Raw genomic sequence first — 25,587 nt, forward strand, 5'->3', positions numbered from 1 at the left:
AAGAGTATCCCTTTATGCGCCAAAGCCACTTCCCCTATCTTCGCCATGGAGGAGCCTCCCCCGAAGATGGAGGCGGAAGTGGCTGTATGGTGTGGTCCGCGCATAGGCCTTAACGCTTCAAAGTTGGGAGTGATACCGTCAAGAAACTGGTGTTTGGCGATGGAGAGTATCTCTTCTTCAAAAAGCGGGGGTAAAATGTCTTTGAGCCGCTTGGCTATCATGCTTTTACCGCACCCCGGGTTTCCTTCCATAAGAAAGTTATGCATGCCGGCTGCGGCTATCAGCGAAGCCCTTTTGGCTACGGGCTGCCCTTTGACATCTGAAAAATCATAGGCATAGTTCCGTTCAAAATAGTAGGGTATATCTTTCAGTATGACACTCTCGGCATCATAGCTGAAGGCCTGTACATTCGGTTTGAAGTTCTTGCTCTTCAGTATCTGCAGCGCCTCCTCCAGGGTATCCACTGCAATAAAGTCCACACCCGATATATGGCTCAGATAGGGTATGGACTCCTTGGGTACGATCGCCCTTTTGATCAAGCCCTGCTCTTTCAGGGAAAGGACCAGAGGGAAGAGCATCGAACTTGTTTTGACCTTGCCGTCAAGCCCCAGTTCACCAAAGACAAAAAGCCCCTCTTCGTCTATATGTGTTTTGTGGAGTCCGATCAGCAGTGCCAGGGAGAGGTCAAAATGTGTACCTGACTTTTTCAGGTCCGATGGAGAAAGATTGATGGTGACCTTGAGCGGAGGAAAGACAAATTCGTTGGTCAGCAGTGCCGATTTGGTCCGCTCTTTTGACTCCTGTATGTCATTGGATGCAAGGCCTACCACCGAAAACCCGGGAAGGCCCTTTGTAAACGTGGCTTCCACTTCTATCACCTTCGCGTTCACCCCTTCAAGCGTAGCACAGGTAAGCCGGTTGACGATAGCCTGCTTTTTCTCTTTCTGTTTGATAGGTTTGGCTGTCACTCTCTTGGTGTCTGGTGGAAGCGTACCACTATGCGTTTTTGCGTTCATACCGCTATCATCGCACAGTTATGGAGAAAAGGTTAAAAATATGTCAAATTGTCATGTTTTTATTGTTGCCGTTATGCATCATTGCCATGCATCGTTTACTTCGGGACGAGGGAAAAAAGAGATATTTTTTTTGATGGATGGGTCGGTATCTATTCCACCTCCGTAGAGATGGAGTGAGTGAAAACGGGCGCCTATGCCTCTTTGAGTCTTCTTTTCCACTCTTTTTCGAATTTTTTTCTTTTGGTGTAGGAGAGTTTCTCTATGAATACCTTTCCGTCCAGGTGATCCATTTCATGCTGTATCGCAATGGCGAGAAAATCATCATCTTCTATGATATGTTTCTCGCCGTTTCTGTCAAAGTACTCGACCTTCACATGTTTGGCACGTTCTACCTCTTCATAGAAACCCGGGACAGAGAGACATCCTTCCTGAAACTTCTCGCTGCCGTCTTTTTCAATGATCACAGGATTGATCATCTCCAGCGTGTTCTCTTTAGGCTGGTCATCTCCACTCTCTGCATTCTCTAAAGGGATATTGATGATAAGCGCTCTTTGATCCACACCGACCTGGATCGCTGCAAGTCCCACGCCGTTACTGGCACGCATCGTCTCATACATATCATCAAGCAGATCATGTAGGGCACCATTAAAAGACTTGACCTCTTTGGAAACAAGCTTGAGTCTTTTATCCGGATATACGACTATCTCTCTAACCATCTACCGTCTCTGTTATAAAAAACTTTTGGTGAGCACTTTGTCGATAAGCCCATATTCCAGAGCTTCTTGCGCGGACATGAAATAGTCACGTTCTGTATCTTTTTCGATACGTTTGGGTGTTTTCCCTGTCTGCTCCGCCAAAATATGGTTGAGTGTATCCTTCAGTCTCTGGATCTCCTGCGCCTGTATCTGGATATCTGTCGACTGCCCCTGCGCCCCGCCTGAAGGCTGGTGGATCATGATACGTGCATGCGGCAGGGCATAACGTTTGCCCTTGGTACCCGAAGAGAGCAGGAAAGCACCCATGGATGCCGCCTGTCCTATACAGATCGTTACGATGTCCGGCTTGATGTAGTTCATCGTATCGAACATAGAAAGTCCTGAAGTGATCACCCCTCCCGGAGAGTTGATGTAAAAATAGATGTCCTTGTCCGGATCCTGTGCTTCAAGGAAAAGCAGCTGCGCGACGACAGTGGAAGCCACCTGATCGTTCACCTCACCACTCAGCATAATAATACGGTCTTTCAGTAATCGCGAATAGATATCGTAAGATCTTTCACCTCTACCGGTCTGTTCTACAACATAGGGAATATAGCTCATTTTTTACCTTTAATAATATATAGTTAAATAGATTGTAATATCAACTCAACTATACACTTTATAGGTTAACAAAGCAAACAACAAAACGTGTTGTTTGCCTGAGTTGTTTTATTTATCCAGACCTAGCATCTTACCGAAGAGTTTGTCTTCGATCATACCCATCTTGACTGCCGGAAGAAGGTTGTTCTCCTGGTAGTATTTGATCACCTGCTGAGGGTCTTGACCGCTCATCATCGCTTCATAATAGATAGCCTGTGATACTTCCTGGTCATCTACCGATACTTCCTCTTTCTTTGCCAATGCATCGACGATGAAGGTTGCTTTGACACTTGCTACCGCATCCGCTCTCAGCTCTTCACGAAGGGCTTCCACTTTTTCAGGATTCTCCTTATAGCTGTTCAGTTCCTCTTCGCTCATCTCACGTGCTTTTGCATTGATCTTTGCATCGATCTCCTGCTCAACAATGTTGTTCGGGAGTGCAAAATCAAATTTTTCAACCAACGCTTCAACCAGTTTCGGCTTGAGGTCTTCATTGTAGAGTTTCGAGATCTCTGTCGATTCGATCTGTGTCTTTACTCTCTCTCTAAGCGTCTCAAGTGTTGCATTCTCTTCTCCCTGAAGAAGTTTCTGTGCCAGTTCATCGTTCAGTTCTGCAGGTTCCTGCTCCTGGATCTCATGCAGTTTTACTTTGAACTCTGCCTCTTTTCCTGCAAGGTCCGATGACTGATACGATTCAGGGAACGTCACTTTTATCGTTTTTTCTTCGTCATACTTCATACCGATGATCTGCTCTTCAAATCCCGGAATGAATTGACCTGAACCGATCTTGAGGTTGAACTTTTCAGCTTTACCGCCATCGAATGCCACACCGTCCACAAAACCTTCAAAGTCGATCACTACCATGTCACCGTCTCTCACCATACGTTTTCTTTTGAGCTTTGTGTACGGTGCCTGCTGTGCTGCGATCTCGTTCAACTTCTCTTCAATTTCTTTGTCCGAGGCAGCTGGTCTTTCAAATGCAGGAAGCACATCCATGTGCCCTTCTGTCTCAAATACCGGTCTGGTAGAAACTTCTACTTCTACGTCGATGGCGGACTCTTTTTTGTCATACTTTTTAAAGGTAGGCTGGCCAAGTATATCAGCCGGATTGATACCCGCTTCCTTGATACCTGCATCGATAAGTTCTTTCAGTGCTTCACCTTCAGCATCCTGTGCAAGTTTGTCACCATGCATTTTTTTAACGATATGTGCAGGTACTTTACCTTTTCTGAAACCGTCGACCTTCATCTCTTTACCGGCCTGGGCAGCCATCTTGTTAATGTTTTCCTCAATAGCACTGTTTTCGATCGTACCACTGATGATCACGTTTGCGTTGTCTACTTTATTTACTGTAACTTTCACTACAATCCTTTATATATAATGATGTGATTTTATCGAAATAATGTTGAAATACCAATAAGCGTGAAAATAATGCGGATAAACGGGGTATCTTTGCCGGCTTGCCTCGATCTTAAGAAGAAGTTTCCTGGTCCTGATTCTTAAGCTATTTCCCCACGAAGTTTAAGGATATAGGCTGCATCTCTATTCTCCTTGGGCCTTCCTTCCCAATCTTCACCTTCACCGACTTCGATCGTATCCTCTGCATGTGATGCGACTCACTTTATGAACATCTGCTATAATCCTGCATGCCAAAAGAACCGTATAGACAGATCCACCAAAATATCAGCCGCTGGTATCAGATAGAGGGAAGACAGTCACTCCCGTGGCGAAATACCGATGAGCCTTACCATATCTATCTCAGTGAGGTGATGCTTCAGCAGACACAGGTCAAGACCGTTCTGGAAAGATACTATTTCCCTTTTTTGGAAAAATTCCCGACCCTGCAAGCACTGGGTCAGGCCCCGCTGGACGATGTGCTTAAAATGTGGGAGGGACTGGGGTATTATAACCGTGCAAAAAACCTTCATAAAACAGCCACACTTGTCAATGAGCTTCCCCGCAGCATCGAGGAGCTCATCAAACTGCCGGGCATCGGAAAAAATACCGCACACGCTATAGCCGCGTTTGCTTTTGAACAGCCTGTTCCCATCATGGAAGCCAATGTGAAGCGCATACTTTGCCGTCTGCATAAACTGGAAACACCCACCGACAGAGCACTTTGGGACATTGCCTACGCACTGGTGGACAAAGCGAACCCTTTTGACTATAACCAGGCGATGATGGATATCGGTGCAGCCATCTGCACAGTGACCGATCCAAAATGTGAATCCTGTCCTCTCTCTTCCCTCTGCAAAGGCAAGGAGGATCCCACACGTTATCCTGTCAAAAAGAGACGGAAAGTTCCCACAAAAGAGCAGAACATTGTGGTCACTGTTTACAACGGTTCGCTCTCGATGACACAGCGTAAAGGAAAGTTCCTCCATGGGCTCTGGGGATTCGAGAGTGTTGAAGTGCCGGTTACTGCAGCTGAGTACCTCGGACAGATCTCCCATGCCTATACCCATTTCAAACTGCTCTGCAACGTCTATGTCCATTATGAGAACAGCCCTGAACAGGCACACTACTTTTCTGAAGCAGAGATAAAAAAACTGGCTATCTCCAAGGTGGATGAGAAGATAGTTAAATTGTTTTTGGCTACAATGTGAAAAATAAGTTACAGGGTAGAACATGAACAAAGAACAAGAATTCGAACAAGCTGTCACCAAGGTCCTTGAGCTTTTAGGAGAAGACCCGAATCGTGAAGGACTCCTTAAAACACCCAACCGTGTGGCTAAAGCCCTGAAATTTCTTACAGAAGGGTATCAGCAGGATCCAAAAGAGATATTGGGCGAAGCCCTTTTTAGCACCAGCAACGATGAGATGGTACTGGTCCGTGACATCGAATTTTACTCCATGTGCGAACACCATATGCTCCCGATCATCGGACGAGCCCATGTAGCCTACATCCCCGACGGCAAAGTGGTGGGACTTTCCAAGATCCCCCGTATCGTCAATGTCTATGCCAGACGTCTGCAGATACAGGAACAGATGACCGAGCAGATCGCTGATGCGATTTTGCAAACGATCCAGCCCAAAGGCGTAGCGGTCGTCGTACATGCACGCCATATGTGCATGGAGATGAGAGGGGTGCAGAAGATCAACTCCACCACGGTAAGTTCCGCACTCCGAGGACTCTTTAAAAGCGATGAACGCACCAGAAGCGAATTCTACAACCTTATCAATACCCCGACCCCTTCCAATTTTTAAAGCAACATCGAACTTTGTTCGATGTTCACCAGCAATTTACCCCAATTCAAGGCTTAATCGCACACGATTCTCTGATATTTTATGTTAGTTTAAGAATAACTGCGTAATATGCAGAAAACTAAATTAGGACTAAATTTGTCTTAATTAAAATGAATATCGTTTTCAAAGGAAAAATATGAATGTTTATTTAGACAACAATGCAACCACCATTGTTGATCCGCAGGTATTTGCCGAAATGGAACCTTATTTTGTACAGAAGTACGGTAACCCGAACTCGCTGCATGCATTTGCAAGTGACACACACCCGGGTATCAAACTGGGTATGGAAAGGATCTATAAAGGGATCAATGCACCCAGAGAAGATTCCGTAGTGATCACTTCATGTGCCACGGAAAGTAATAACTGGGTACTCAAAAGTATCTACTTCGAATATATCCTCACAGGCAAGAAGAACCATATCATGGTAAGTGAAGTAGAACATCCTTCTGTCATCGCGACAGCGAAGTTTTTAGAAGGATTAGGCTGCAGGGTGACCTATCTTCCTATCACTAATGAAGGTATCGTTGATGTACAAAGTGTCAAAGACAACATTTCAGAAGATACGGCTTTGGTTTCAGTGATGTGGGCGAACAATGAAACGGGTGCTGTTTTTCCGGTAGAAGAGATAGGGAATATCTGTGCGGAGCATGATGTACTGTTCCACACAGATGCCGTTCAGGCCATAGGCAAACTGCCTGTAGATGTTCAGGCATTCAATGTGGATTACCTGACTTTCTCTGCACACAAGTTTCATGGACCCAAAGGTGTTGGCGCGCTGTATATCAAAAAAGGCAAAGAGTTGATGCCACTTTTACACGGCGGTGCACAAATGGGCGGTTACCGTTCCGGTACACTGAATGTAGCAGGCATTGTAGGTATGGGCAAGGCCATAGAAGCAGCCGTAGAAGCACTTGACTTTGAGATGACCGAACTCAGAAAAATGAGAGACCGTTTTGAAGATGAACTGCTCAAGATCCCGGACACCTTTGTGGTCACTCCGAGAGAAAAAAGAACACCCAACACGATACTGATCTCCTTCAGAGGGATAGAGGGTGAATCGATGCTATGGGACCTTAACCGTGCAGGCATCGGGGCAAGTACCGGTTCCGCCTGTGCCTCTGAAGACCTGGAAGCCAACTCTGTCATGGAAGCGGTCGGTGCGGCAGAAGACCTGGCACACACCGCAGTGCGTTTTTCACTCAGCCGCTATACTACGCAGGAAGAGCTGGACTACACGCTCAGAGCCGTTCAGGCTGCAGTGGTCAGACTCAGAGGAATCTCCAGCTCTTATGCGTATGCGCCGAAAGGGCATGAATCAGGACTGGATGCGCACCATCATTAATGAATAAAGAATCAATAGAAAAAGGAAAAAATTATGGGAATAGATAGTTTAATTGGCGGTACCATCTGGGATGAGTACAGCAACAAGGTGACAGACCTTATGAACAACCCTCAGAATATGGGTGAAATAACCGAAGAAGATGCAAAAAACATGAACGCAAGACTCATTGTTGCCGATTTCGGTGCAGAAAGCTGTGGCGATGCCGTACGTCTCTACTGGGCCGTTGACCCTCAGACGGACAGGATCATGGAATCGAAGTTCAAAAGTTTTGGATGTGGTACAGCGATCGCCTCTTCAGATACCATGGCTGAGCTCTGTAAAGGAAAAACGGTCGATGAAGCCGTGAAGATCACGAACATTGACGTTGAAAAAGCCATGCGTGACGAACCGGATACTCCGGCGGTTCCGCCTCAAAAAATGCACTGTTCGGTGATGGCCTATGATGTGATCAAAAAAGCAGCAGCACAGTATAAGGGTGTGGATATCGAGAGTTTTGAAGAAGAAGTGATCGTATGTGAATGTGCCCGTATCACGCTCTCTACCCTACAGGAAGTGATCAGGCTCAATGACCTTACAACCGTAGAACAGATCACGGACTACACCAAAGCCGGTGCATTCTGTAAATCATGTATCAAGCCTGGCGGGCACGAGGAAAAAGATATCTATCTTGTAGACCTTTTGGAAGAGCATGAAAAAGAAAAAATGGCTGCTGCTGCAACACTTGGCAATCAAGGCGGTGCTAGTGTCGATTTTGCAAATATGACCATTGTCCAGCGTATCAAAGCGGTGGATAAGGTAGTGGATGAAAATATCAGACAGATGCTTGTAATGGACGGCGGTGACATGGAAATACTTGACATCAAAGAGAACGGAGCGAATTTTGACATTTATATCCGTTACCTAGGGTCCTGTTCAGGTTGTGCAAGTTCAAGCACAGGGACACTTTTCGCCATAGAGAACATCCTAAAAGAAAAACTCGACGAAAATATCAGGGTTCTACCTATATAGGCATTCTTTATAAATCCAAGCATTCAGCTTGGATTTTTCATGGTCTGGGAATGACCTTCTCTACCATCAACTGTAAAGAAACCTTTCCCCTGAAACGGTTTTCATTGACCGTATAGACCACATCTACTTTAGAACCTGTTTCAAACATTTCCCGTGTTTTGAATTTTACCCCCTGAATCACAATACCGTCCTGCGCAAAAGAAAAACGTAGATGTTCTCCCTCTTTACCCATCGTATCTGCCTGAAGGATTTCCACATTGGTGCTGATGAATTTCGGTACAGAGTTCCCCTGTCCGTAAGGTCCGTATTTTTTGATGAGGGATGTCAATTCGAACGAGATAAGTGAAAAATGCAGATCGCCTACTATTTCCGGGTCTGTTTCCTCTTTCAGGTACTCCCCCTCAATAAAGTTATGTTGGACTTTGCTTTTAAACGTTTCGAAGTGCTCTTTTCTCAAAGAGAGACCTATGGCTGCCTGATGCCCCCCGAACTTTTCCAGATGCTCTCTTGCGCCGTCAACGAGACCAAAAAGATCGCATGCTCCGAAACTTCTGCCGCTCCCTTTTAGCATCCCCTCTTCGCTTTGGCTGAATATGATGCAGGGTTTTTCACATGCCCGTGCCACTCTTGCAGCCACAATACCTATTACACCCTCGTGCCACGCTTTTCCTTCCACTATGACCACTTCATCCTTATGATCTACCTGCAGCATCGCTTTTTGTGTTATGTCGTGTTCTGTGGACTTTCTAAGGGTATTGAACGCTATCAGACGTTCAAGCCTTACCCTTGCATCATAGATATTGGTCGAAGCTAAAAAATCTACGGCAAAAGAGGCATCCTCCATACGGCCTGCACTGTTGAGAAGCGGTGCCAGGAAAAACCCGATATCTTCTGCATCGATCTGCTCTTTTTGGCTATGTTCCAAAAACGCCTTGATGGCAGGTCTTTTACTCTGGTTCAATGCCTGTATGCCTGCCAGCACCATCGTCCTGTTGATATGCTGCAGAGGCATCATATCTGCTATGATGGCAATGGCCACCAGTTCGATATATTCCATCATATCTATCTTCACATTCAAAGCATTTTTGAGTGAAGCGATCAGATACCAGGCGATCTGTGCACCGCACACGTCCGCATAGGGAAACGTGCACGTTTCCTGTTTTTGATTGATGATCGCATAGGCATCGGGAACTTCCGGCGGCAGGATATGGTGATCCGTGATGATCAGCTCTATCCCCTCTTCTTTGCACAGTTTGGCAGCATAGACAGCAGAAATACCGTTATCTACCGTAATGGCAAGATCTGTTCCCTGTATTCGTGGAACGATGTTCGAGGAGAGGCCATAGCCGTCTCTGAAACGGTTGGGAATGATCCACTCTATCTCATACTCTATCTCTTCGAAAAAGAGTTTCATCAGTGTGGTAGAAGTGACACCATCCACGTCATAGTCGCCGATGATGGTTATTTTCTCCTGGTTCTGTATGGCAGAGACGATGCGCTGGGTGGCTTTGTCCATATCCTTGAACATGGAAGGCTGGGGAAGATCACGCAGTGTGAGGAACCCCTCTTCAAAGCGTTGGTGCAAGAGGGCTTCTAACGCTTGAAGCGTCAACGGTGCATACATTTATTTTTTATGTTTGATCGCCGCATTGACAAATGCTAAAATGGACGGATTCGGATTCTGAAGTCTTGAAGTAAATTCCGGATGGAACTGTACCCCAAGGAACCAGGGGTGGTCCACTACTTCCACCGCCTCTATCAAGCCGTTCGATTCGCCTGTGATAGCCATACCGTTGGCTTCCAGTGCTTCTCTGTATTTTGGGTTTGCTTCATAGCGGTGTCTGTGTCTCTCATAAATGATCTTAGCGTCATAGGCTTCTCTAAGATTTGAACCCTCTTTGGTATCACACTCATATTCGCCCAATCTCAGTGTTCCCCCCATGGCAGAGGTGGATGTTCTGATCTGTTTCGCGCCTGCGGAATCTATGAACTCGTCTATCAGATAGATGACCGGATTGGTCGTGTTCTCATCAAACTCTACAGAGTTCGCATCTCCCAGTCCAAGTACATTCCTTGCAAACTCAACGATAGAGAGCTGCATACCGAGACAGATACCCAAGAAAGGTATTTTTGTCTCTCTGGCGTACTTGATCGCTAGGATCTTACCTTCTACACCGCGCCCGCCGAAGCCGCCTGCAACCAAAATACCGTCACAATCCTTTAAGAACTTCTCTGCACCGTCCTCTTCGACCTTTTCACTGTCCACCCACTTGATATTGACCCTATAGTCAAGATGTGCGCCCGCATGTATCAGTGCTTCGGTCAATGATTTATAGGACTCTTTCAAATCGAGATATTTTCCGACAAATGCTATTTTGACCTCGTCACTCGGCATAATGATCTTATTGACCAGATCTGCCCAGTCATCCATTTTAGGGTGGCAGTTCTCAAGTTTAAGCTGCTGGCAGATAGGCGTAAGTATGTTCTGTCTTAAAAAATTAAGCGGTACCTGATAGATCGTTGAAGCGTCTTCAGCCACGATCACAGAATCGTCGTCGACATCACAACTGTAAGCGATCTTTTGCTTGATGTCATTAGGTACAGGATGTTCCGCTCTCAAAACAAGCATATGAGGCGCAATACCTATACGTCTCAGTTCCTGGACCGAATGCTGTGTCGGTTTGGTCTTTAATTCACCGGCAGCTTTGATATATGGCAAAAGCGTGACATGGATGTTCATTACCTGGTGTTTACCCAGTTCATGTTTCATCTGTCTGATCGTTTCCAGGAACGGTAACCCTTCAATATCCCCTGTGGTTCCGCCCAGCTCTACAATGAGGATATCTTTGTTTTGGCCTGCTCTGACGATACGTTCTTTAATTTCGTCTACAATATGGGGAACGACTTGAATGGTTTTACCCAGATATTTCCCTTTACGCTCGTTCTCTATCACTGTTTTATAGACAAGACCCGTAGTAAAGTTATTGTTCTGTGTAAGCGAGGTATCCAAAAATCTTTCATAATGACCCAGGTCAAGGTCGGTTTCAGCACCATCTTTGGTGACAAAAACCTCTCCGTGTTCAAGCGGTGACATTGTACCGGGATCGACATTGATATAAGGATCAAGTTTCAATACCCCTACACTCAATCCGGTATGTTTCAGCAAAGTACCTATACTTGCAGCAGTGATACCTTTTCCTAAAGAACTTAGTACGCCTCCGGTAACAAAAATATATTTTGTTTTATTTTCACTCATATAAAATTTTTCCTTTTATGCAACGATCGGCATGATGATTGTAATAAAATTATCGTCTTTTACGACAAATGGCAGTGTGGGTTCATTGAATTCCATCATGAATTCATTTTTGTTCGTTTGCGAAATGAAATCCAGGATATATCTACTGTTGAAAGAGAGTTCGAATTTGTCATCCAAACCTGTCTGCAGTTCCAACTCCGTTTTGGCTTCCACATTGTCCGCACTTAAAGAGTTAAAAATGATACTGTCTGCTAAAAGCGTCAATTTGATCTCTTGAGAAATAGTGGTGATCATTTTGATCGCGTCGATCATCTCTTTTTTAGGCAGGAGTACTCTGTGTTTTGTCGAACTCGGGATAATACGCTGATAATCAGGAAACTTGCCATTGATCAGTCTCGTATAAAAATAGTAATTTTCATTGCAGATAATAAGGTTCGTTTCATCAAAGAAGATATTTATCTGATCCAAAAAGAGTTTTTGTATTTCCAAAATGGCTTTTTTGGGTACGATAAGCGACAAGACCTCGGCATTGTTACCCGGGATAGTAGCGATTGCCAATCTTCTGGTATCTGTACCTACGAGATCTGTAGAGTCATGTTTGATGTTGATAAGAGCACCGTTCAGTTCAAATTTCGGATTATTGGTATCTATGGCAGGCGATATTTTTTTAAGGTTTTGGATCAAATTTAAAGAATCTAAGGAAATTTGGGGTTTGTCTTCAGCGCTGGGGAAAGATGGATAAGAGTTTGGATCGAATGTTGGCAGTTTGAATTTGGAATTTTTCTGTTTAATAATAAGTGTATTGTCTAAAAGTTCTAATGTAATTTCATCATCTTTCAAAATACGTATGATATCCAGGAGTTTTTTTCCATGGGCTGTGAAGGCACCTTCTGCTTCGATCTGGATATTGTCGGTGACGATCTTCAAACCGATTTCAGAATCCGTCGCTTTCACGACACATTTGCTGTTGTCTGTTTTGAACAGTATATGCGAAGTGATCTGACTCGCATCTTTTTTTTCTAAAAAAGGTTGTAAATTAATGAGTATAGATTCTATAATTTGTTTTTGAGCTCTTATCTTCATTGACTCTCCTTATTATTAATAATATTAGTACGTAGTAGTAGCATCACATGAATATGTGAAAAACTAATTTATTGCTGATGTAACCGTTATTTGAATGAATGTGTAACTGCTTATCGACATTCACGTTTATTCACATTTAAAATTATATCTTTTTTTTATTCAAGTTTTATAATTAATTTTTACCTTCACGGACCAAAGCAACATGGGCAGGGAGTATCGAGGCTTTTTTGTACTGAAAAGCATAAAAATCAGATGGCTACTCCATGCTGCTTTGTGTTTGTGTATTGATCTTATTGGAGAGTTCTTCCAGTATCACTTTGAAGTTTTCATCACTCTCTATGATCTCATTGATCTTTTTCATCGCATGTGAAATAGCTGTGTGGTCTTTCATTCCGAAGTACACTGCGATCTGAGGCATAGAGTTCGGGGTAAGGTTTCTAGCCAGATAGATAGCGATCCTTCTGGCATTCACGACATTTTGGGTACGTTTTTTTGATTTGATATCCGAAGGTTTGATATTGAGTTCTCTGGAGATGATCTTGACAATATCATCGATGGTGATGTTCTCTTTTTTCTCTTTGAGCTGGTCTTTGATGGCATTTTGTGCAAAGTCCAGTGTGATCTTCTGATTGAGCATGGAAGAGAGCGCATTGAGCTTTATGATGGTCCCTTCTATTTCACGTATATTGTCACCCATGTTCGTAGCGATATAATTGACGATCTCGTTGTCCAGTTTGATACCGTCAAGTTCACACTTCTTTTGGATGATCGCGATTTTGGTTTCAAGCCCTGGCGGCTGAATGTCGGCCATCAGTCCCATTTCAAAACGGGATCTGAGCCTGTCCACCAGTCCAGCGATCTTGTTGGGTTGCCTGTCAGACGTGATGACGATCTGTTTGTTGTTGCTGTAGAGTTCATTGAAAGTGTGAAAGAACTCCTCTTGTGTCTGCTCTTTCCTGCTGAGAAACTGTATATCATCTATCAGTAGCAGGTCACACTCCCTGAACTTATCTCTGAAGCGATCCATCGTTTGAGAGCGCAGATGCGACGTAAATGAGTTCATAAACTGTTCCAGGGTCGTGTAAATAACGGTTTTACCCAAATTGATATGGTAGTTACCGATCGCTTGGAGCAGGTGTGTTTTACCCAATCCTACGCCGCCATAAAGGAAAAGAGGATTATAAAGTTTTCCGGGTTTTTCTGCTACGGATTTAGCCGTAGTATAGGCAAATTGGTTGGAATCTCCCACAATAAAACTTTCAAAGGTTAAAGAAGGGTTCAGATAGGTACTTTTGGAAGCGCTTTTTTCTGTGTGTATTACAGCAGGTTTTGTACTTTGTGTATTTTGTTTGCCAACTGTGATCTCAATTTCCGGTTTGACCTCATTCTGGAGTTCAAAAAGATGTACAAGTTTGTCGCTGTATTTGCTTTTGATCCATTTTGCTATGATCATGTTCGGTGCATTGAAATAGACAATATTGCTTCTGGATCGTTTGGTATCATACACTAGGTTCTTGATATACCGTTCATATTCTGTTTCAGTGATCTCTTTTTTGAGTTCAAAAAGTACTTTTTGTCCTATATTCATAGCCATTTGCCTTTGATATTTTTAAATGTGTGAATAAATATTCAGAGCTTTAAAGAGTTAAAATTCTTTATGTGAATAACTTATCGTATTTTAGCCAACTTAAGCTAAAATAGCGTTATCAAACAGAGTTGAATAATTTTATTCACTATGTGAACAAAGGTGTGAATGAATATTTTAGGTATAGACCCCGGAAGCCGTAATTTAGGGTACTGTTTGCTATTTTGGGATGGAAAAAACTTTTCACTTCTGGAAGCCGGTTTGGTCAAAATAAAAGCAAAAGAGCTGCAGGAGCAGATCGTAGAGCTTGTAGAGGGAATAGAGATCATTTTAAAGGCACACCAGGTGGATGAAGTGGCCATTGAGGATATCTTTTTTGCCTATAATCCTCAGACCGTTCTGAAGCTTGCGCAGTTCAGAGGTGCACTCTCTCTAAAGATACTTCAGGAGATAGGGTATTTTTACGAATATACACCTTTGCAGGTGAAAAAAGCAGTGACAGGAAACGGTAAGGCAACCAAAGAGCAGGTAGCATTTATGGTCAAGCGGTTGTTGGGTATCAAAAAAGAGATCAAGCCTTTGGATATTACAGATGCCATGGCCATTGCATTGACGCATCTTCAAAGAGTGAAGATGCGTAAAAAGAGTAGTTGAGTAGTCAGTCAGGATAGAAAGTTAATTAGAAAGAGGCTTGGCGTTCTCTTTGACAGTGATCATACGTTTTTTCGGTATCTTGAATGTTGATTTCTTGTTCCCCCGCACGGACTCTTCAATGATCTTGTCATAGAGATAGATATCATGTTTAAAATAGGCCAGGCCATCCTCTTCATAGACTGTAAAATAAAGCATATGCACAGGGATGGTTTGTTTGAGGCCAATGGTCGTCGGCTCGTTACTTGCAATGATCTTGTCTATCTCATTTTTGGTATAGCTTTTTCTTACATGCTGAAGCAGCAGTGTGACAAGATCAAAAGGTTTTTCCACACGTACGCAGCCCGAACTGTAGATCTTGTAACGCCTTGAAAGCAGGGACTTATTGTCCGTATCATGCAGATAGACATCATATTTGTTAGGGAACATGAACTTCACACGCCCCAGTGCATTGTTGTCTCCAGGGAACTGTACAAAACGGTAAGGTACGGGACTTTCACTTTTTTCATAAGGACGCAGCATCTCTTGCGTGACCTGGACCTCATTTTTGCCTCTGAATGCATGGATATTGTTCTCTTCGAGGTATCCAGGGTTTTTTCTCAGTACGGGGATCAGGTCTCGTTTGATGAGATTATCGGGAATGGTCCATGTGGGGTTCAGTACCATATAACGTATTCTGTCTGAAAAAAGTGGTGTCGGTCTGTCTATACGCCCTACCACCAAAGCTCTTTTCATGACCATTTCATGATCTCTGTAATACCGAAGATTGAAATCAGGGACATTCACTTCGATGTATTCCTCTTCAAACTGTTTTGGATAGAGTTTTGTTTTATCCAGATTTGTGATAATGGCCTGTATATTGGTTTTTACAGGCTGATTGAGGTAATAGGTCGTTGTTTTGTCTACCACGCCTGTGACTTTAAGAAGATAACGTTTCTGATAGGTCATAACGGCTTTTTTCAATGTTTCGTCAAAATTGCTGTCTATGGGTGCATATCTAGGATAATCTCCGGAGATCTGCAAGCGTTTTTTTATCGTTTCGACACGACTTGAACTGTCACCTACTTTCAGGTCATCATTGCTGTATGTTATCTTTGGAAACTTATCCATCCCGCGATACTTTTTAAGTAGCTTCACAAGCTTTCTGTAGCGTTTTTCCATAGGTATCAGCGAGGTCAAATATTCATAAATGTTGCCATCCTCTATTGCAGCTATCAGTTCATCCTGGTCCGGAAATGGTTTGAATGACATTTCCCATACGGCTTTGATATCATCACTTTGCTCAAGAGCAGCCAATTTTTCCTGTACCATATTCCAGTCCACATCTCCCTGGACAATGAACCGTACCAAGCGTACCATCGAACTGGTGAGGATAAGATCGAGTCTGGCATAGGCTGCAGCCTGTCGTCTATTACTGAGTTCACCGTTATCCAGCTGATAAAAAAGACGTTTGATAGATGCTTGATCCAGTGGTTTGTTCTTATAGTTAAAAAGAGGATCGTTCAATGCCTGTATCAGATGACTGGTTTTTTTTCTGTCTTGATTACCTATCCATAAAGGTTTATAGTCTGTCTCCTGATAAATGTTTTGAATGATCTCTTTGTTTTGACCCTTTATACGTGTTTTGAGTCCCTGCTGGATATGTGCAGAAATATTCTCTATCGAGAGAGGTTCAGCCTGAAGAGGATGTAGTGTCAATAGCAAAAATGTCAGTAGAGTGAAAAAACGCAAAAAAGTGCTCCATAATAAAATATATAGTTTAAAAAACGTATTATAGTGAAATTTTTCAGTGTAAGATTAATAATTAGTAAAGAAGAGCGTATTTAGCAATATTGTTGTGTTCGGCCAGGCCTCTATAGGCCTGGTAAAAGTTTAGAATGTATAGGTTACACCTACGTTGATGGAATCAACCATATGGTCGACACCGGTGAGGTGACCATCGAATCCGGAATCATCATAGAGATTTGTATAGTCCACAAAGACTGCTACTTTCTCATTTATGGCATAGTCCGCACCGATACCCCATTGGAAACCGTCTTCAGACAGGTCTACTGTACCATTGTCATAGCTAGTTTCCCCGTATCCGAGCAATCCGTATACGGTCACAGCACCGATCGGGTACTGTGGTTTTACATAGATACCAGCATTTTCAAGACAGTCAGTAAAACCGGCATATCTTGCTTCCACACCAACATATTCATTGAAGTTGTATCCTGCCAGTAAAAGCACCGCATCCCCATCGTGATCCTCTTCCGGTACCGATACTGAGACCGGTGCAGGAACGGCGTTTACCGTACCTGTAAATGGAGTATAAGTATAAGTATACCCATCGATATTCATATTCATATACGAATAACCCAAACCTACATAGAAAGCACCTGTGGAAGGTTCCTCTACTGCTACCGGAGTTTCAATAACCGGCTCTACCGGAGCTATATCTCCACCCGCCATTGCGAATGTACCCATTGCCAAAAACGCTGCTAATGAAAGATTGAATTTTTTCATTTTACACTCCTTGTACATGTATTTTAATATACTTAATAAGTATACTATGTATATGTATATCATATTTATACATATAATGTCAAGTTATTAAATGGTATTGCAGCTGTTTCTGGAATAAGTCAAACCGGCATTTGAAAAATGCGTTTGCACATTGGCAGAATTTTGAAGTATCAGTAAAATATAGCAGGAGGAAAATAGAAAAACAGATAAACTCTGCCAAGCCTAAGCTTAGCAGAAAAGGTGTTTAGAATGTATAGGTTACACCAAAGTTCCATGAAGTGATCTCTTCGTCAAAATTTGCAGTTCCCACATCATAGGTGACTGTATTATCGTCATCATATAGACTGGTATAATCAACGAATACAGCAAGGTTCTCTGTAAAACTGTAGGCACCACCGATACCCCATGAGAAACCATCCATGTCATATGGTGGGCTTACTGTAGTGCCTCCGCCTGAAAGTTCAACATCTGAATCCGCATAACCAAGCAGTGCATAGATGTCAAACGCCTCTGTGACCGGGTACATAGGTTTTACATAGATCCCCCAGGTATCAACGGTAAGATCTGTATTGTCACCAACATCTTCTTCAAGACCGAACCAGTATCTACCTTCCACCGCTATATAGGGGTTGAATTTATACCCTGCCTGCAGCATGACGGCACTGTAATCTTCGTCTCCTGATACTGAACCCGTTTGAGGTAGATCTGTTACTCCTGTCAATGTGTACGACATTGTCTCATCATAGTTCGCTGCACTATAGGCTATACCTACATAGAACGCACCCGTAGAAGGTTCCTCTACTACCACCGGAGCTTCCACCACCGGTTCAACTGGAGCTATATCTCCACCTGCCATTGCGAAAGTACCCATTGCCAAAAACGCTGCTAATGAAAGATTGAATTTTTTCATTTGACACTCCTTGTTATGTATTTTAATATACCAAATTAAAGTATACTATCTATATGTATAGCATATTTATAACTATAATGTCAAGTTATTTAGAAATATAAAACCATATTTCTATCATAACTGTCAAGGTTTGTGCTTATGCTTTATTTCTATGGTCTTTATCGATGAGCTTGAGGTATTTTACAGGGGTGACGGCTTTCATCGCTTCGGCCAGCCACTGTATCTGGAACCATGCGGCACCCGAATCTCTGAGGTCAAAATAGTTTTTGAGACTTCTGATATTAAAGGTGACCACCATGTCCACTTTCCAGTTGTCAGTGACGATGTGCTTGAATCCATCTCCCACATTTCTTTTTTTCTTTCCACTCTCCAGTGCTGCATAGAGCGCAACAGCGTCTCCTTTGTGTTCCTCCAGGAACGGAAGGGATGATTTGGCTACGGCATTTTGTATAAAATCATTGTCTCTTTGATATTGGAAGCGTAGTTTGTCATAGATGGCCCTGATCTCTATCTGCAGATAGGCCTTGTCCGAAATGACAAACAGATTCAATGTAAGGAGGGTTTCAAAAAAGAAGGCAAAACCCTCTTCTGCTTCAAGAGAAGCCACAAAAGCGTTGATCACACTGGACATCGTGTAGCGTGTACTTCTGACAGAGATAGCCTGAAGTCTATGTCTGGCATGCTCCTGGAGCACCCCTCTAGAGGTTCCCTGTATGAGATAGCTCAGCGTGGCATGTTCGATGATGGAGTGGTGGTGGTGTACCCAAGCAAGGTTGGAAAGCAGTTCCGAGTCGTCAATGTCATTGATGGCATCGGTATCCAGTGTTTGCATGGCATTTTTGACACATTCGTTTTCAGAGTTCTCAAAACTGTCGTAACAGGTTCGTGCCGCGATCTCTGCAACGCCGAGACCGCTCTGCTGTAATAGTGTAACTTTCGGCTTTTCGTATTCGATATGATACATTTCTATTTTCCCCATCATTACACTCCATCAATATTTTGCTACAATTATATCACTATAAAATTTAATTATTATAAGCAGCGGGTCACATAGGATTTCTGCCAAAAAGAAGTTAGCATTGGTGTAGCTTATTGGCTTGATCTGAAAAGCATATCTAGCAGAACGAGGAGTATTTGAATGAAGGCAGATGAACGATTTTTTAGTTTCGAAGAGGATTTTAGAGACCCCTATGCAAGAGACAGGGACAGGGTACTTCACTGCAGCTCTTTTAGACGCCTGGAATATAAAACGCAGGTTTTTTTGAACCATGAAGGGGACTACTTTCGTACAAGATTGACCCATTCGCTGGAAGTGAGCCAGATTGGACGGACACTTTCGCGCATGCTGGAGCTGAATGAAACGCTGGCGGAGGTGATCGCCCTGTCGCATGATCTCGGGCATACGCCTTTCGGACATGTAGGCGGTGACGAGTTGGACAAGCTGCTTAGAGCAGACGGAAGACCTCTGGGCTTTGAACATAATTTTCAGTCGTTCAGGGTCCTTACCAAGCTCGAAAAACGCTACAGGGACTTTGATGGACTCAATCTCACTTTTGCCACGCTTGAGGGCGTACTTAAGCATTCATACCCCTATAAAAAGCCGTTTTTAGACGGTCTGGATCCCCGTTTTGATCTGGAGAAACATCCCTCACTTGAAGCCATGGTAGTGGACCATGCCGATGAGATCGCCTATACTTCCCATGATATTGACGACGGCATCAAATACGGGCTCATCACGTTTGAAGAGCTCTTGAAGGATGAGCTTTGTCTGAGAGTAGATGAGGTAGTACAGAAGGAAGGTATCAGAAGAGAGGAAAAACTTTACAGACACCGTTTTGTCGCCGGTCTTATCAAGCTGCTTGTGGAAGATTTTATAACAAATTCAAAAGTGGGGGCAGAAAAGTATCGCCGGGAGGAGCCCATCTGCGTGACGATAGATGCGCAGGAGAAACTGCCTGTAGGCTTTTCCAAAGAGACAGCCAGACAGCTCAAACAGCTCAAAAAACTTTTACATCAAAAACTCTACAAGCATCAAAAAATAGTACGTAAGATGCATGCGGGAAAGCAGTGTATCAAAGGGTTGTATACAGCATTCAGAGAAGATGAAAATTTACTGCCTCCCTATCAAAAATCTCTTTTTGATGTGCGTAAGAAAGAGCGGGTCATTGCAGATTATATTGCAGCCATGACGGATAGATATGCGATGAAAACCTATCATGAATTGTACGGGTTTTCCCTCTAGCAATGGGATGCGTATATGCCGGTTTGCTATAAAGTACCAGAAGGTGGGTTAGGCACTTTTTTGCATTAAAATCTCTTATATAGCATATTTTGGGTATAATTCGCGAAAATTACATATAGGGTGCAAAACTCTACTTTAGGATATTTTATGCAAAAAATCAAAAACATCGCGGTTATCGCTCACGTTGACCACGGTAAAACAACATTGGTAGATCAGCTTCTCCAGCAGTCAGGTACATTCGCAGCGCACCAGCATGTAGAAGAGAGAGCTATGGATAGCAATGCGATCGAAAAAGAAAGAGGGATCACGATCCTTTCAAAGAACACGGCTATTACCTATGGTGATCATAAGATCAATATTATCGACACTCCGGGTCACGCCGATTTCGGTGGTGAGGTCGAGCGTGTACTTAAGATGGTGGACGGTGTACTGATGCTTGTGGATGCACAGGAAGGTGCAATGCCACAGACCAAATTCGTTTTGAAAAAAGCGATAGAACTGGGGCTGATCCCGGTTGTGGTGATCAACAAGATCGATAAAGACGGTGCAGACCCTGAAAGAGTACTTGATGAGATGTTCGACCTGCTTGTGGCACTGGATGCCAATGAAGAGCAGCTTGAGTTCCCGGTACTCTATGCAGCAGCCAGAGACGGATATGCAAAATGGGAAATGGAAGATGAAAACAAAGATATGACACCGCTTTTCGAAGCGATCCTGGAAAAAGTACCTTATCCGCAGGGTTCGCCGGATGCGGATACACAGGCGCAGGTATTTACCCTTGACTCGGACAACTTTGTCGGACGTATCGGTATTACACGTATCTTTAACGGGAAAGTGAAGAAAGGAGATGAGTATCTGCTTGTGAAGGCAGATGGTTCTAAATCGAAATCGAGGGTTTCTAAACTGATCGGATTTAAAGGACTTGACCGTATCGAGATCCAGGAAGCGGAAGCAGGTGATATCGTAGCGATCGCAGGGTTCGCCGATATCGATGTGGGCGACTCTATCTGTGATCCTGTAAATCCGGTGCCGCTAGACCCGATGCATGTGGAAGAGCCGACACTTTCCGTTATCATGTCAGTCAATGACGGTCCTTTGGCCGGTACAGAAGGTAAACATGTCACTTCCAACAAGATCCGTGAAAGACTTGAAAAAGAGATGGAGACAAACATCGCTATGCGTATGGAACCTACCGGTGATGCAGCATTCAAAGTTTCGGGTCGTGGTGAACTTCAGATCGGTATCCTGGCAGAGAATATGAGAAGAGAAGGATTCGAATTCCTACTTGCCCGTCCGGAAGTGGTTGTAAAAGAAGAGAACGGTGTGAAAATGGAACCATTTGAACATTTGGTTGTGGATGTTCCTGAAGAGTTCCAGGGGGTTGCCATTGAAAAGCTCGGTAAAAGAAAAGCAGAGATGACTTCACTCACGCCAATGCCAGACGGTACGGTAAGGCTCGAATTTGAAATTCCTGCACGAGGACTGATCGGATTCAGAAACGAATTCTTGACAGACACCAAAGGTGAAGGTATCATGAACCACTCTTACCTGGAGTACAGACCTTACTCCGGAACGGTTGTCAGCAGAACACCTGGTGCGCTGGTTTCTATGGATAACGGTGAAGCGGTAGCGTTTTCTATCTTCAACCTGCAAGCCAGAGGAACGCTTTTCATCAGCCCGCAAGACAAAGTGTACTCAGGTATGGTCATCGGTGAGTCTGCAAGACCTGGAGACCTCGATGTGAACCCGCTTAAGGGAAAACAGCTTACGAACATGAGAACTTCGGGTGCGGATGATGCGATCAAACTGATTCCGCCAAGACCTATCACCCTCGAAAGTGCGATGGAGTGGATAGAAGACGATGAATTGATCGAAATTACACCGCTTTCCATTAGGATCAGAAAGAAATATCTGGATGAGAATGTGCGAAGGAGAATGGCAAGAGACAAAAAGAACGCAAAATAAACTCTTCCATTTCGCACCATCTTCGAATCGGAAGATGGTGTTCAGTTCGCTTACCTACTTATACGTATGCTCCCTCTCTCCACACCAACTTCATATCCAAAGCTAATACAAACTAGAAGTTTTATTACACCTATAAATATTTTATCCTTGATATCCAGAAAAACCAAAAATGATTGCCATGGGTCCTGCAAAAATAATAACCATAAATAAAATAAAACGAAGTATTGAAGCAATGATACTAAGAAGTGGGTTGGTAGTACTCTTTTTGATCCCACTCCATGCTATAAAAGTAAAAATAGCAATTATCCAGGCAATAATTGCACCCGCTTTTTGGCTAAATATTTCCAAATTATCACTTAAAAAAATAAATAGTAAAGGCAATATACCATATATCCATACCATCACCTTTAAAGGTAGTTTTCCATTGTAGAGTGCTTTTAAAAAATTCATCATTTTAAATGATTTCCCGCTCTCAATCCGCTCACCCAGGCAAAGTGAAAATTAAATCCTCCTCTGTCCCCGTCCACATCGAGTATCTCTCCGGCAAAGTAGAGACCGGGTACCAGTTTTGACTCCATCGTTTGCGGGTTCACTTCTGCAGTATTCACGCCGCCGGTGGCCACTTCGGCCCCTTTAAAACCTTTGGTATCGTTAATGGAGAGTTTGAGGTTTTTGATGGCATAGACCAGTTTCCCCACCTCTTTTCTGTTCAGCTCACATTCTCTCCTGGCGCTGCATTTTGACTGCTCCCGTATGATGTGAATAAGTTTTTTGTTCAATATACCGTGCAGCCATATCTCTACGGGTTTTTCACTTGCAGTGTCAAGACGGTTTATCATAAGGTTCGTGAGTTTCTCTTTGCTGAGTCCAGGCATAAGGTCCAGGCTTAGTTCACAATAGTCATAGTCTGCCAGCCTGGTACTGACCTCCCGGCTCAGGTCCAGTATCGCCAGCCCACTGATGCCGTAATTGGTGAAAAGAAGATCACCCTTTTTCTCTGTGACGTACTCTCCGTTGGCATAAAGCTTTGCCAGTCCCGCTACTTTTACTCCAGCACACGTTTTCACCCATTGCTCTTCTGAACAGAGTTGTACCAGTGAGGGGTGGCGTGGTATGAGACTATGTCCCATCTTTGTTGCAAAGGCATATCCTGAGTTCGAACCCCCAAGTTGTGGTGCGGCCGGTGAACCTGATGCCAAAAGGAGTTTTTTGCAACGTTTGGATCCTTGAGATGTTTCTACGGTAAAAGTATCATCATCTTTACTTAAGGAGGTTACTGCACAGTCACAGAGTATCTGCACACCTCTTTTTTGGGCCTCAAACTCCAGCAGTTCAACCACGGAACTTGCCTGCAGGGACATGGGAAACATTTTTCCCTCCTTGCCTTCAATGAGTTCGAGTCCTATGGATGTGAAAAACTTTTCTACGACTTCAAAGCCATACCCGTTTAGAACTTCATCTATAAAGTCGGGATTCTCACCATGAAAACGCCTGGCAGAGATATACCTGTTGTCTATGTTGCATTTTCCATTGCCCGAGACCAGGATCTTTTTGCCTATTTTGCTGTTTTGTTCGAGCAGCAGTACTTTCTGCCCTGTTCTTGCGGCAGTAATGGAAGCGATGAGTCCTGCAGCTCCCGCACCTACAACGATCATATCCACCATTTTTATCCTTTATATGGCAGATTATAACCTATAATCTGTTATAACATCAAAAAAACCAAAGGATAGCAATGAGTGCATTAGTCGAATTTTCAATGTTCCCCACAGAAAAAACCCAGAGTAAAAGTGCTTTTGTAGCAAGGGTACTGGATATCGTAGATCAAAGCGGGTTGGCCTATCAGCTTACACCGATGGGGACGATCATAGAGGGTGAAACAGTAGAAGAGGTTCTGGCCGTCATCAACAAAGCCTACGAAGAGCTTCAGAAAGATTGCGGCCGTGTCTATAGTTCGATCAAGATCGATTGGCGCGAGGGTCCGGTGGGCAGGTTGGGCAATAAAGTGGCTTCCGTCGAAGAGAAGCTGGGAAGAAAACTCAACGCTTGATCTGACGGCTTGTGTATGCCTTTCAGGAAAGAAGATAGCATCTTGACATCCTTTTGGGCATGACCCCTGAAGGCGCCTAAGGGAAGTTAGACAGCTAAATTTAGATATAATATGCCCAATTTCTCATAAGGATCTTAAATGTGTGCTGAAAGGATACAACGTTTAATTCAGGCTAGTTTACTGGGATTTGTTATGGGCTTAGCAGGTTCGGGCATGTATGCAGCTGCATTTATTTTACAATTTGCCATGATGGTGATGCTGATCATCGCAGGATTGACAGGATTTTGCCCCGGGCTTATGATGCTTAAAAAGATCTTCCCTGCGTGTAAATGCGAAGAAACCAATGAAAAGGACAACCAATAATGTCAAATATATCATATAAAGATGCCGGTGTAGATATCGATGCGGGTAATGAGTTTGTAGAAGCGATCAAAAGTGATGTGAAATCTACTTTTGATGAAAATGTCATCGGCGGCATCGGTTCATTTGCAGGAGCGTATGCGCTTCCATCCGGGTATAAGGAACCAGTGATCCTTTCTGCCACAGACGGGGTAGGGACAAAGCTCAAAATTGCGATAGAAAGCGGTAAACTGAACACGGTGGGTATCGACCTTGTGGCCATGTGCGTGAACGATCTTATCTGCAATAACGGTACACCGATGTTCTTTTTGGACTACTATGCGACAGGCAAACTGTTACCTGAAAATGCAAAAGATGTGGTTGCGGGTATCGCAGAAGGGTGTCGCAGGAGCGAATGTGCGCTCGTAGGCGGTGAAACAGCGGAAATGCCGGGTATGTATGCAGAAGATGATTTTGACCTTGCAGGTTTTGCGGTAGGTATCGCAGAGCGTTCGGAAATGGATACGGTAGCCAATGTAAAAGAGGGGCAGGTACTCATCGCCATGCCTAGTTCCGGGGTACATTCCAACGGTTATTCCCTGGTAAGAAAACTCTTTTTCGACAAGTTGGGTATGAGCCTTCAGGACGATTTTAACGGCAAACCGCTTGTGGAGACACTGCTTGAGCCGACACGCATCTACGTCAAAGAGTATAAGGCCAATAAAGAGTATGTCAAGGCCCTGGCCCACATCACAGGCGGAGGGATCGTAGAAAACCTTCCCAGAGTCCTTCCAGAGGGTATCAGAGCCATTGTGAACAAAGATGCTATCAGGGTATTGCCTATCTTTGAGTTCATGAGCCAGTATGTGGCCGAAGAGGAGATGTACAGAGCCTTTAATATGGGGGTAGGTATGGTATGGGTCGTTGAACCGGAAGATGTAGACACGGTACTTGCCAATACCGACGGTTATGTCATCGGTGCACTTGCACAGGGTGAAAAAGGTGTAGAGATGGTTTAAAAGACCATCTTTTTTGTT

General features: G+C 43.8%; 24 protein-coding genes. 10 read left to right on the plus strand and 14 right to left on the minus strand.

What is annotated here, in order from left to right; all coding sequences use genetic code 11:
- From VIM88_RS00605 to tig, 4 genes are all read right to left on the minus strand, one after another.
- Window positions 1–1,016: ATP-binding protein (locus VIM88_RS00605; RefSeq protein ID WP_331860941.1), on the minus strand; the 1,016-nt coding region annotated here is incomplete at its 3' end.
- A 191-nt stretch (window positions 1,017–1,207) separates the two neighbouring features.
- Complete coding sequence (gene def / locus VIM88_RS00610; protein ID WP_331860942.1) at window positions 1,208–1,732, minus strand: peptide deformylase; 525 nt, start codon at window positions 1,730–1,732, stop codon at window positions 1,208–1,210.
- A 12-nt stretch (window positions 1,733–1,744) separates the two neighbouring features.
- Window positions 1,745–2,332, minus strand: a complete 588-nt coding sequence (gene clpP / locus VIM88_RS00615) for an ATP-dependent Clp endopeptidase proteolytic subunit ClpP (protein ID WP_331860943.1) — start codon at window positions 2,330–2,332, stop codon at window positions 1,745–1,747.
- Window positions 2,333–2,440: 108 nt separating this feature from the next.
- Entirely contained in the window at window positions 2,441–3,733 is a 1,293-nt protein-coding gene (gene tig / locus VIM88_RS00620; protein ID WP_331860944.1) for a trigger factor, read from the minus strand.
- Window positions 3,734–4,017: 284 nt separating this feature from the next.
- On the opposite strand from tig, the gene VIM88_RS00625 reads away from it, so the two are divergent.
- The 4 genes from VIM88_RS00625 (at window position 4,018) to VIM88_RS00640 (ending at window position 7,967) form a co-directional block, all read left to right on the plus strand.
- Complete coding sequence (locus VIM88_RS00625) at window positions 4,018–4,977, plus strand: A/G-specific adenine glycosylase (protein ID WP_331860945.1); 960 nt, start codon at window positions 4,018–4,020, stop codon at window positions 4,975–4,977.
- 22 nt (window positions 4,978–4,999) lie between these two features.
- A complete protein-coding gene (gene folE, locus VIM88_RS00630; protein WP_331860946.1) occupies window positions 5,000–5,578 on the plus strand; it encodes a GTP cyclohydrolase I FolE in 579 nt (192 codons plus the stop codon).
- Between the two features lie 175 nt (window positions 5,579–5,753).
- Complete coding sequence (locus VIM88_RS00635; protein WP_331860947.1) at window positions 5,754–6,959, plus strand: NifS family cysteine desulfurase; 1,206 nt, start codon at window positions 5,754–5,756, stop codon at window positions 6,957–6,959.
- 33 nt (window positions 6,960–6,992) lie between these two features.
- Window positions 6,993–7,967: an iron-sulfur cluster assembly scaffold protein gene (locus VIM88_RS00640; protein WP_331860948.1), complete on the plus strand. Its 975-nt coding sequence runs from the start codon at window positions 6,993–6,995 to the stop codon at window positions 7,965–7,967.
- Window positions 7,968–8,004: 37 nt separating this feature from the next.
- Here the strand turns inward: VIM88_RS00640 and recJ are convergent, their stop codons facing one another.
- The 4 genes from recJ to dnaA form a co-directional block, all read right to left on the minus strand.
- The gene (gene recJ, locus VIM88_RS00645; protein WP_331860949.1) at window positions 8,005–9,591 is read right to left on the minus strand and encodes a single-stranded-DNA-specific exonuclease RecJ; all 1,587 of its coding nucleotides are present in this window, start codon (window positions 9,589–9,591) and stop codon (window positions 8,005–8,007) included.
- Window positions 9,592–11,223 (minus strand): CTP synthase, encoded by a 1,632-nt coding sequence (locus VIM88_RS00650; RefSeq protein ID WP_331860950.1) that lies wholly within the window; start codon window positions 11,221–11,223, stop codon window positions 9,592–9,594.
- 15 nt (window positions 11,224–11,238) lie between these two features.
- Window positions 11,239–12,306, minus strand: coding sequence for a DNA polymerase III subunit beta (gene dnaN, locus VIM88_RS00655; RefSeq protein ID WP_331860951.1), 1,068 nt, complete (start codon window positions 12,304–12,306; stop codon window positions 11,239–11,241).
- Between the two features lie 256 nt (window positions 12,307–12,562).
- Window positions 12,563–13,894 carry a chromosomal replication initiator protein DnaA gene (gene dnaA / locus VIM88_RS00660; RefSeq protein WP_331860952.1) on the minus strand — a complete coding sequence of 444 codons (1,332 nt, stop codon included), beginning with the start codon at window positions 13,892–13,894 and terminating at the stop codon, window positions 12,563–12,565.
- Window positions 13,895–14,059: 165 nt separating this feature from the next.
- On the opposite strand from dnaA, the gene ruvC reads away from it, so the two are divergent.
- Entirely contained in the window at window positions 14,060–14,545 is a 486-nt protein-coding gene (gene ruvC, locus VIM88_RS00665; RefSeq protein WP_331860953.1) for a crossover junction endodeoxyribonuclease RuvC, read from the plus strand.
- 21 nt (window positions 14,546–14,566) lie between these two features.
- Here ruvC and VIM88_RS00670 read toward each other — a convergent pair whose 3' ends face one another.
- The 4 genes from VIM88_RS00670 to VIM88_RS00685 all read right to left on the minus strand — a co-directional run bounded on the left by VIM88_RS00670 (window position 14,567) and on the right by VIM88_RS00685 (window position 18,936).
- The gene (locus VIM88_RS00670) at window positions 14,567–16,240 is read right to left on the minus strand and encodes a L,D-transpeptidase family protein (protein ID WP_331860954.1); all 1,674 of its coding nucleotides are present in this window, start codon (window positions 16,238–16,240) and stop codon (window positions 14,567–14,569) included.
- Window positions 16,241–16,414: 174 nt separating this feature from the next.
- On the minus strand, window positions 16,415–17,047 hold the full coding sequence (locus VIM88_RS00675; protein ID WP_331860955.1) for a porin: 633 nt from the start codon (window positions 17,045–17,047) through the stop codon (window positions 16,415–16,417).
- Window positions 17,048–17,291: 244 nt separating this feature from the next.
- Window positions 17,292–17,957 carry a porin family protein gene (locus VIM88_RS00680; RefSeq protein WP_331860956.1) on the minus strand — a complete coding sequence of 222 codons (666 nt, stop codon included), beginning with the start codon at window positions 17,955–17,957 and terminating at the stop codon, window positions 17,292–17,294.
- 136 nt (window positions 17,958–18,093) lie between these two features.
- Window positions 18,094–18,936, minus strand: a complete 843-nt coding sequence (locus VIM88_RS00685) for an FAD-dependent thymidylate synthase (protein WP_331860957.1) — start codon at window positions 18,934–18,936, stop codon at window positions 18,094–18,096.
- 159 nt (window positions 18,937–19,095) lie between these two features.
- On the opposite strand from VIM88_RS00685, the gene VIM88_RS00690 reads away from it, so the two are divergent.
- Together VIM88_RS00690 and typA are read left to right on the plus strand one after the other, a co-directional pair.
- A complete protein-coding gene (locus VIM88_RS00690; RefSeq protein ID WP_331860958.1) occupies window positions 19,096–20,199 on the plus strand; it encodes a deoxyguanosinetriphosphate triphosphohydrolase in 1,104 nt (367 codons plus the stop codon).
- 147 nt (window positions 20,200–20,346) lie between these two features.
- Complete coding sequence (gene typA / locus VIM88_RS00695) at window positions 20,347–22,164, plus strand: translational GTPase TypA (protein ID WP_331860959.1); 1,818 nt, start codon at window positions 20,347–20,349, stop codon at window positions 22,162–22,164.
- A 141-nt stretch (window positions 22,165–22,305) separates the two neighbouring features.
- Here the strand turns inward: typA and VIM88_RS00700 are convergent, their stop codons facing one another.
- Window positions 22,306–22,617 (minus strand): hypothetical protein, encoded by a 312-nt coding sequence (locus VIM88_RS00700; RefSeq protein WP_331860960.1) that lies wholly within the window; start codon window positions 22,615–22,617, stop codon window positions 22,306–22,308.
- On the minus strand, window positions 22,614–23,828 hold the full coding sequence (locus tag VIM88_RS00705; protein WP_331860961.1) for an NAD(P)/FAD-dependent oxidoreductase: 1,215 nt from the start codon (window positions 23,826–23,828) through the stop codon (window positions 22,614–22,616). The genes VIM88_RS00700 and VIM88_RS00705 overlap by 4 nt, the downstream gene beginning before the upstream one ends.
- Before the next feature lie 68 nt (window positions 23,829–23,896).
- On the opposite strand from VIM88_RS00705, the gene VIM88_RS00710 reads away from it, so the two are divergent.
- The 3 genes from VIM88_RS00710 (at window position 23,897) to purM (ending at window position 25,569) form a co-directional block, all read left to right on the plus strand.
- Complete coding sequence (locus VIM88_RS00710) at window positions 23,897–24,211, plus strand: MTH1187 family thiamine-binding protein (RefSeq protein ID WP_331860962.1); 315 nt, start codon at window positions 23,897–23,899, stop codon at window positions 24,209–24,211.
- 192 nt (window positions 24,212–24,403) lie between these two features.
- Window positions 24,404–24,574: a hypothetical protein gene (locus VIM88_RS00715; protein WP_331860963.1), complete on the plus strand. Its 171-nt coding sequence runs from the start codon at window positions 24,404–24,406 to the stop codon at window positions 24,572–24,574.
- The gene (gene purM, locus VIM88_RS00720) at window positions 24,574–25,569 is read left to right on the plus strand and encodes a phosphoribosylformylglycinamidine cyclo-ligase (RefSeq protein WP_331860964.1); all 996 of its coding nucleotides are present in this window, start codon (window positions 24,574–24,576) and stop codon (window positions 25,567–25,569) included. Before VIM88_RS00715 ends, purM begins: the two co-directional genes overlap by 1 nt.
- The last annotated feature ends 18 nt before the right edge of the window (window positions 25,570–25,587 follow it).

The organism is Sulfurovum sp., from assembly GCF_036568385.1.
GTDB lineage: Bacteria > Campylobacterota > Campylobacteria > Campylobacterales > Sulfurovaceae > Sulfurovum.

Coding starts and splice junctions, on each gene's coding strand:
- def (WP_331860942.1), bottom strand. CDS start 1,732: ATGGTTAGAGAGATAGTCGTATATCCGGATAAAAGACTCAAGCTTGTT.
- clpP (WP_331860943.1), bottom strand. CDS start 2,332: ATGAGCTATATTCCCTATGTTGTAGAACAGACCGGTAGAGGTGAAAGA.
- VIM88_RS00625 (WP_331860945.1), top strand. CDS start 4,018: ATGCCAAAAGAACCGTATAGACAGATCCACCAAAATATCAGCCGCTGG.
- folE (WP_331860946.1), top strand. CDS start 5,000: ATGAACAAAGAACAAGAATTCGAACAAGCTGTCACCAAGGTCCTTGAG.
- VIM88_RS00635 (WP_331860947.1), top strand. CDS start 5,754: ATGAATGTTTATTTAGACAACAATGCAACCACCATTGTTGATCCGCAG.
- VIM88_RS00640 (WP_331860948.1), top strand. CDS start 6,993: ATGGGAATAGATAGTTTAATTGGCGGTACCATCTGGGATGAGTACAGC.
- recJ (WP_331860949.1), bottom strand. CDS start 9,591: ATGTATGCACCGTTGACGCTTCAAGCGTTAGAAGCCCTCTTGCACCAA.
- VIM88_RS00650 (WP_331860950.1), bottom strand. CDS start 11,223: ATGAGTGAAAATAAAACAAAATATATTTTTGTTACCGGAGGCGTACTA.
- dnaN (WP_331860951.1), bottom strand. CDS start 12,306: ATGAAGATAAGAGCTCAAAAACAAATTATAGAATCTATACTCATTAAT.
- dnaA (WP_331860952.1), bottom strand. CDS start 13,894: ATGAATATAGGACAAAAAGTACTTTTTGAACTCAAAAAAGAGATCACT.
- ruvC (WP_331860953.1), top strand. CDS start 14,060: ATGAATATTTTAGGTATAGACCCCGGAAGCCGTAATTTAGGGTACTGT.
- VIM88_RS00675 (WP_331860955.1), bottom strand. CDS start 17,047: ATGAAAAAATTCAATCTTTCATTAGCAGCGTTTTTGGCAATGGGTACA.
- VIM88_RS00680 (WP_331860956.1), bottom strand. CDS start 17,957: ATGAAAAAATTCAATCTTTCATTAGCAGCGTTTTTGGCAATGGGTACT.
- VIM88_RS00685 (WP_331860957.1), bottom strand. CDS start 18,936: ATGGGGAAAATAGAAATGTATCATATCGAATACGAAAAGCCGAAAGTT.
- VIM88_RS00690 (WP_331860958.1), top strand. CDS start 19,096: ATGAAGGCAGATGAACGATTTTTTAGTTTCGAAGAGGATTTTAGAGAC.
- typA (WP_331860959.1), top strand. CDS start 20,347: ATGCAAAAAATCAAAAACATCGCGGTTATCGCTCACGTTGACCACGGT.
- VIM88_RS00700 (WP_331860960.1), bottom strand. CDS start 22,617: ATGATGAATTTTTTAAAAGCACTCTACAATGGAAAACTACCTTTAAAG.
- VIM88_RS00705 (WP_331860961.1), bottom strand. CDS start 23,828: ATGGTGGATATGATCGTTGTAGGTGCGGGAGCTGCAGGACTCATCGCT.
- VIM88_RS00710 (WP_331860962.1), top strand. CDS start 23,897: ATGAGTGCATTAGTCGAATTTTCAATGTTCCCCACAGAAAAAACCCAG.
- VIM88_RS00715 (WP_331860963.1), top strand. CDS start 24,404: ATGGGCTTAGCAGGTTCGGGCATGTATGCAGCTGCATTTATTTTACAA.
- purM (WP_331860964.1), top strand. CDS start 24,574: ATGTCAAATATATCATATAAAGATGCCGGTGTAGATATCGATGCGGGT.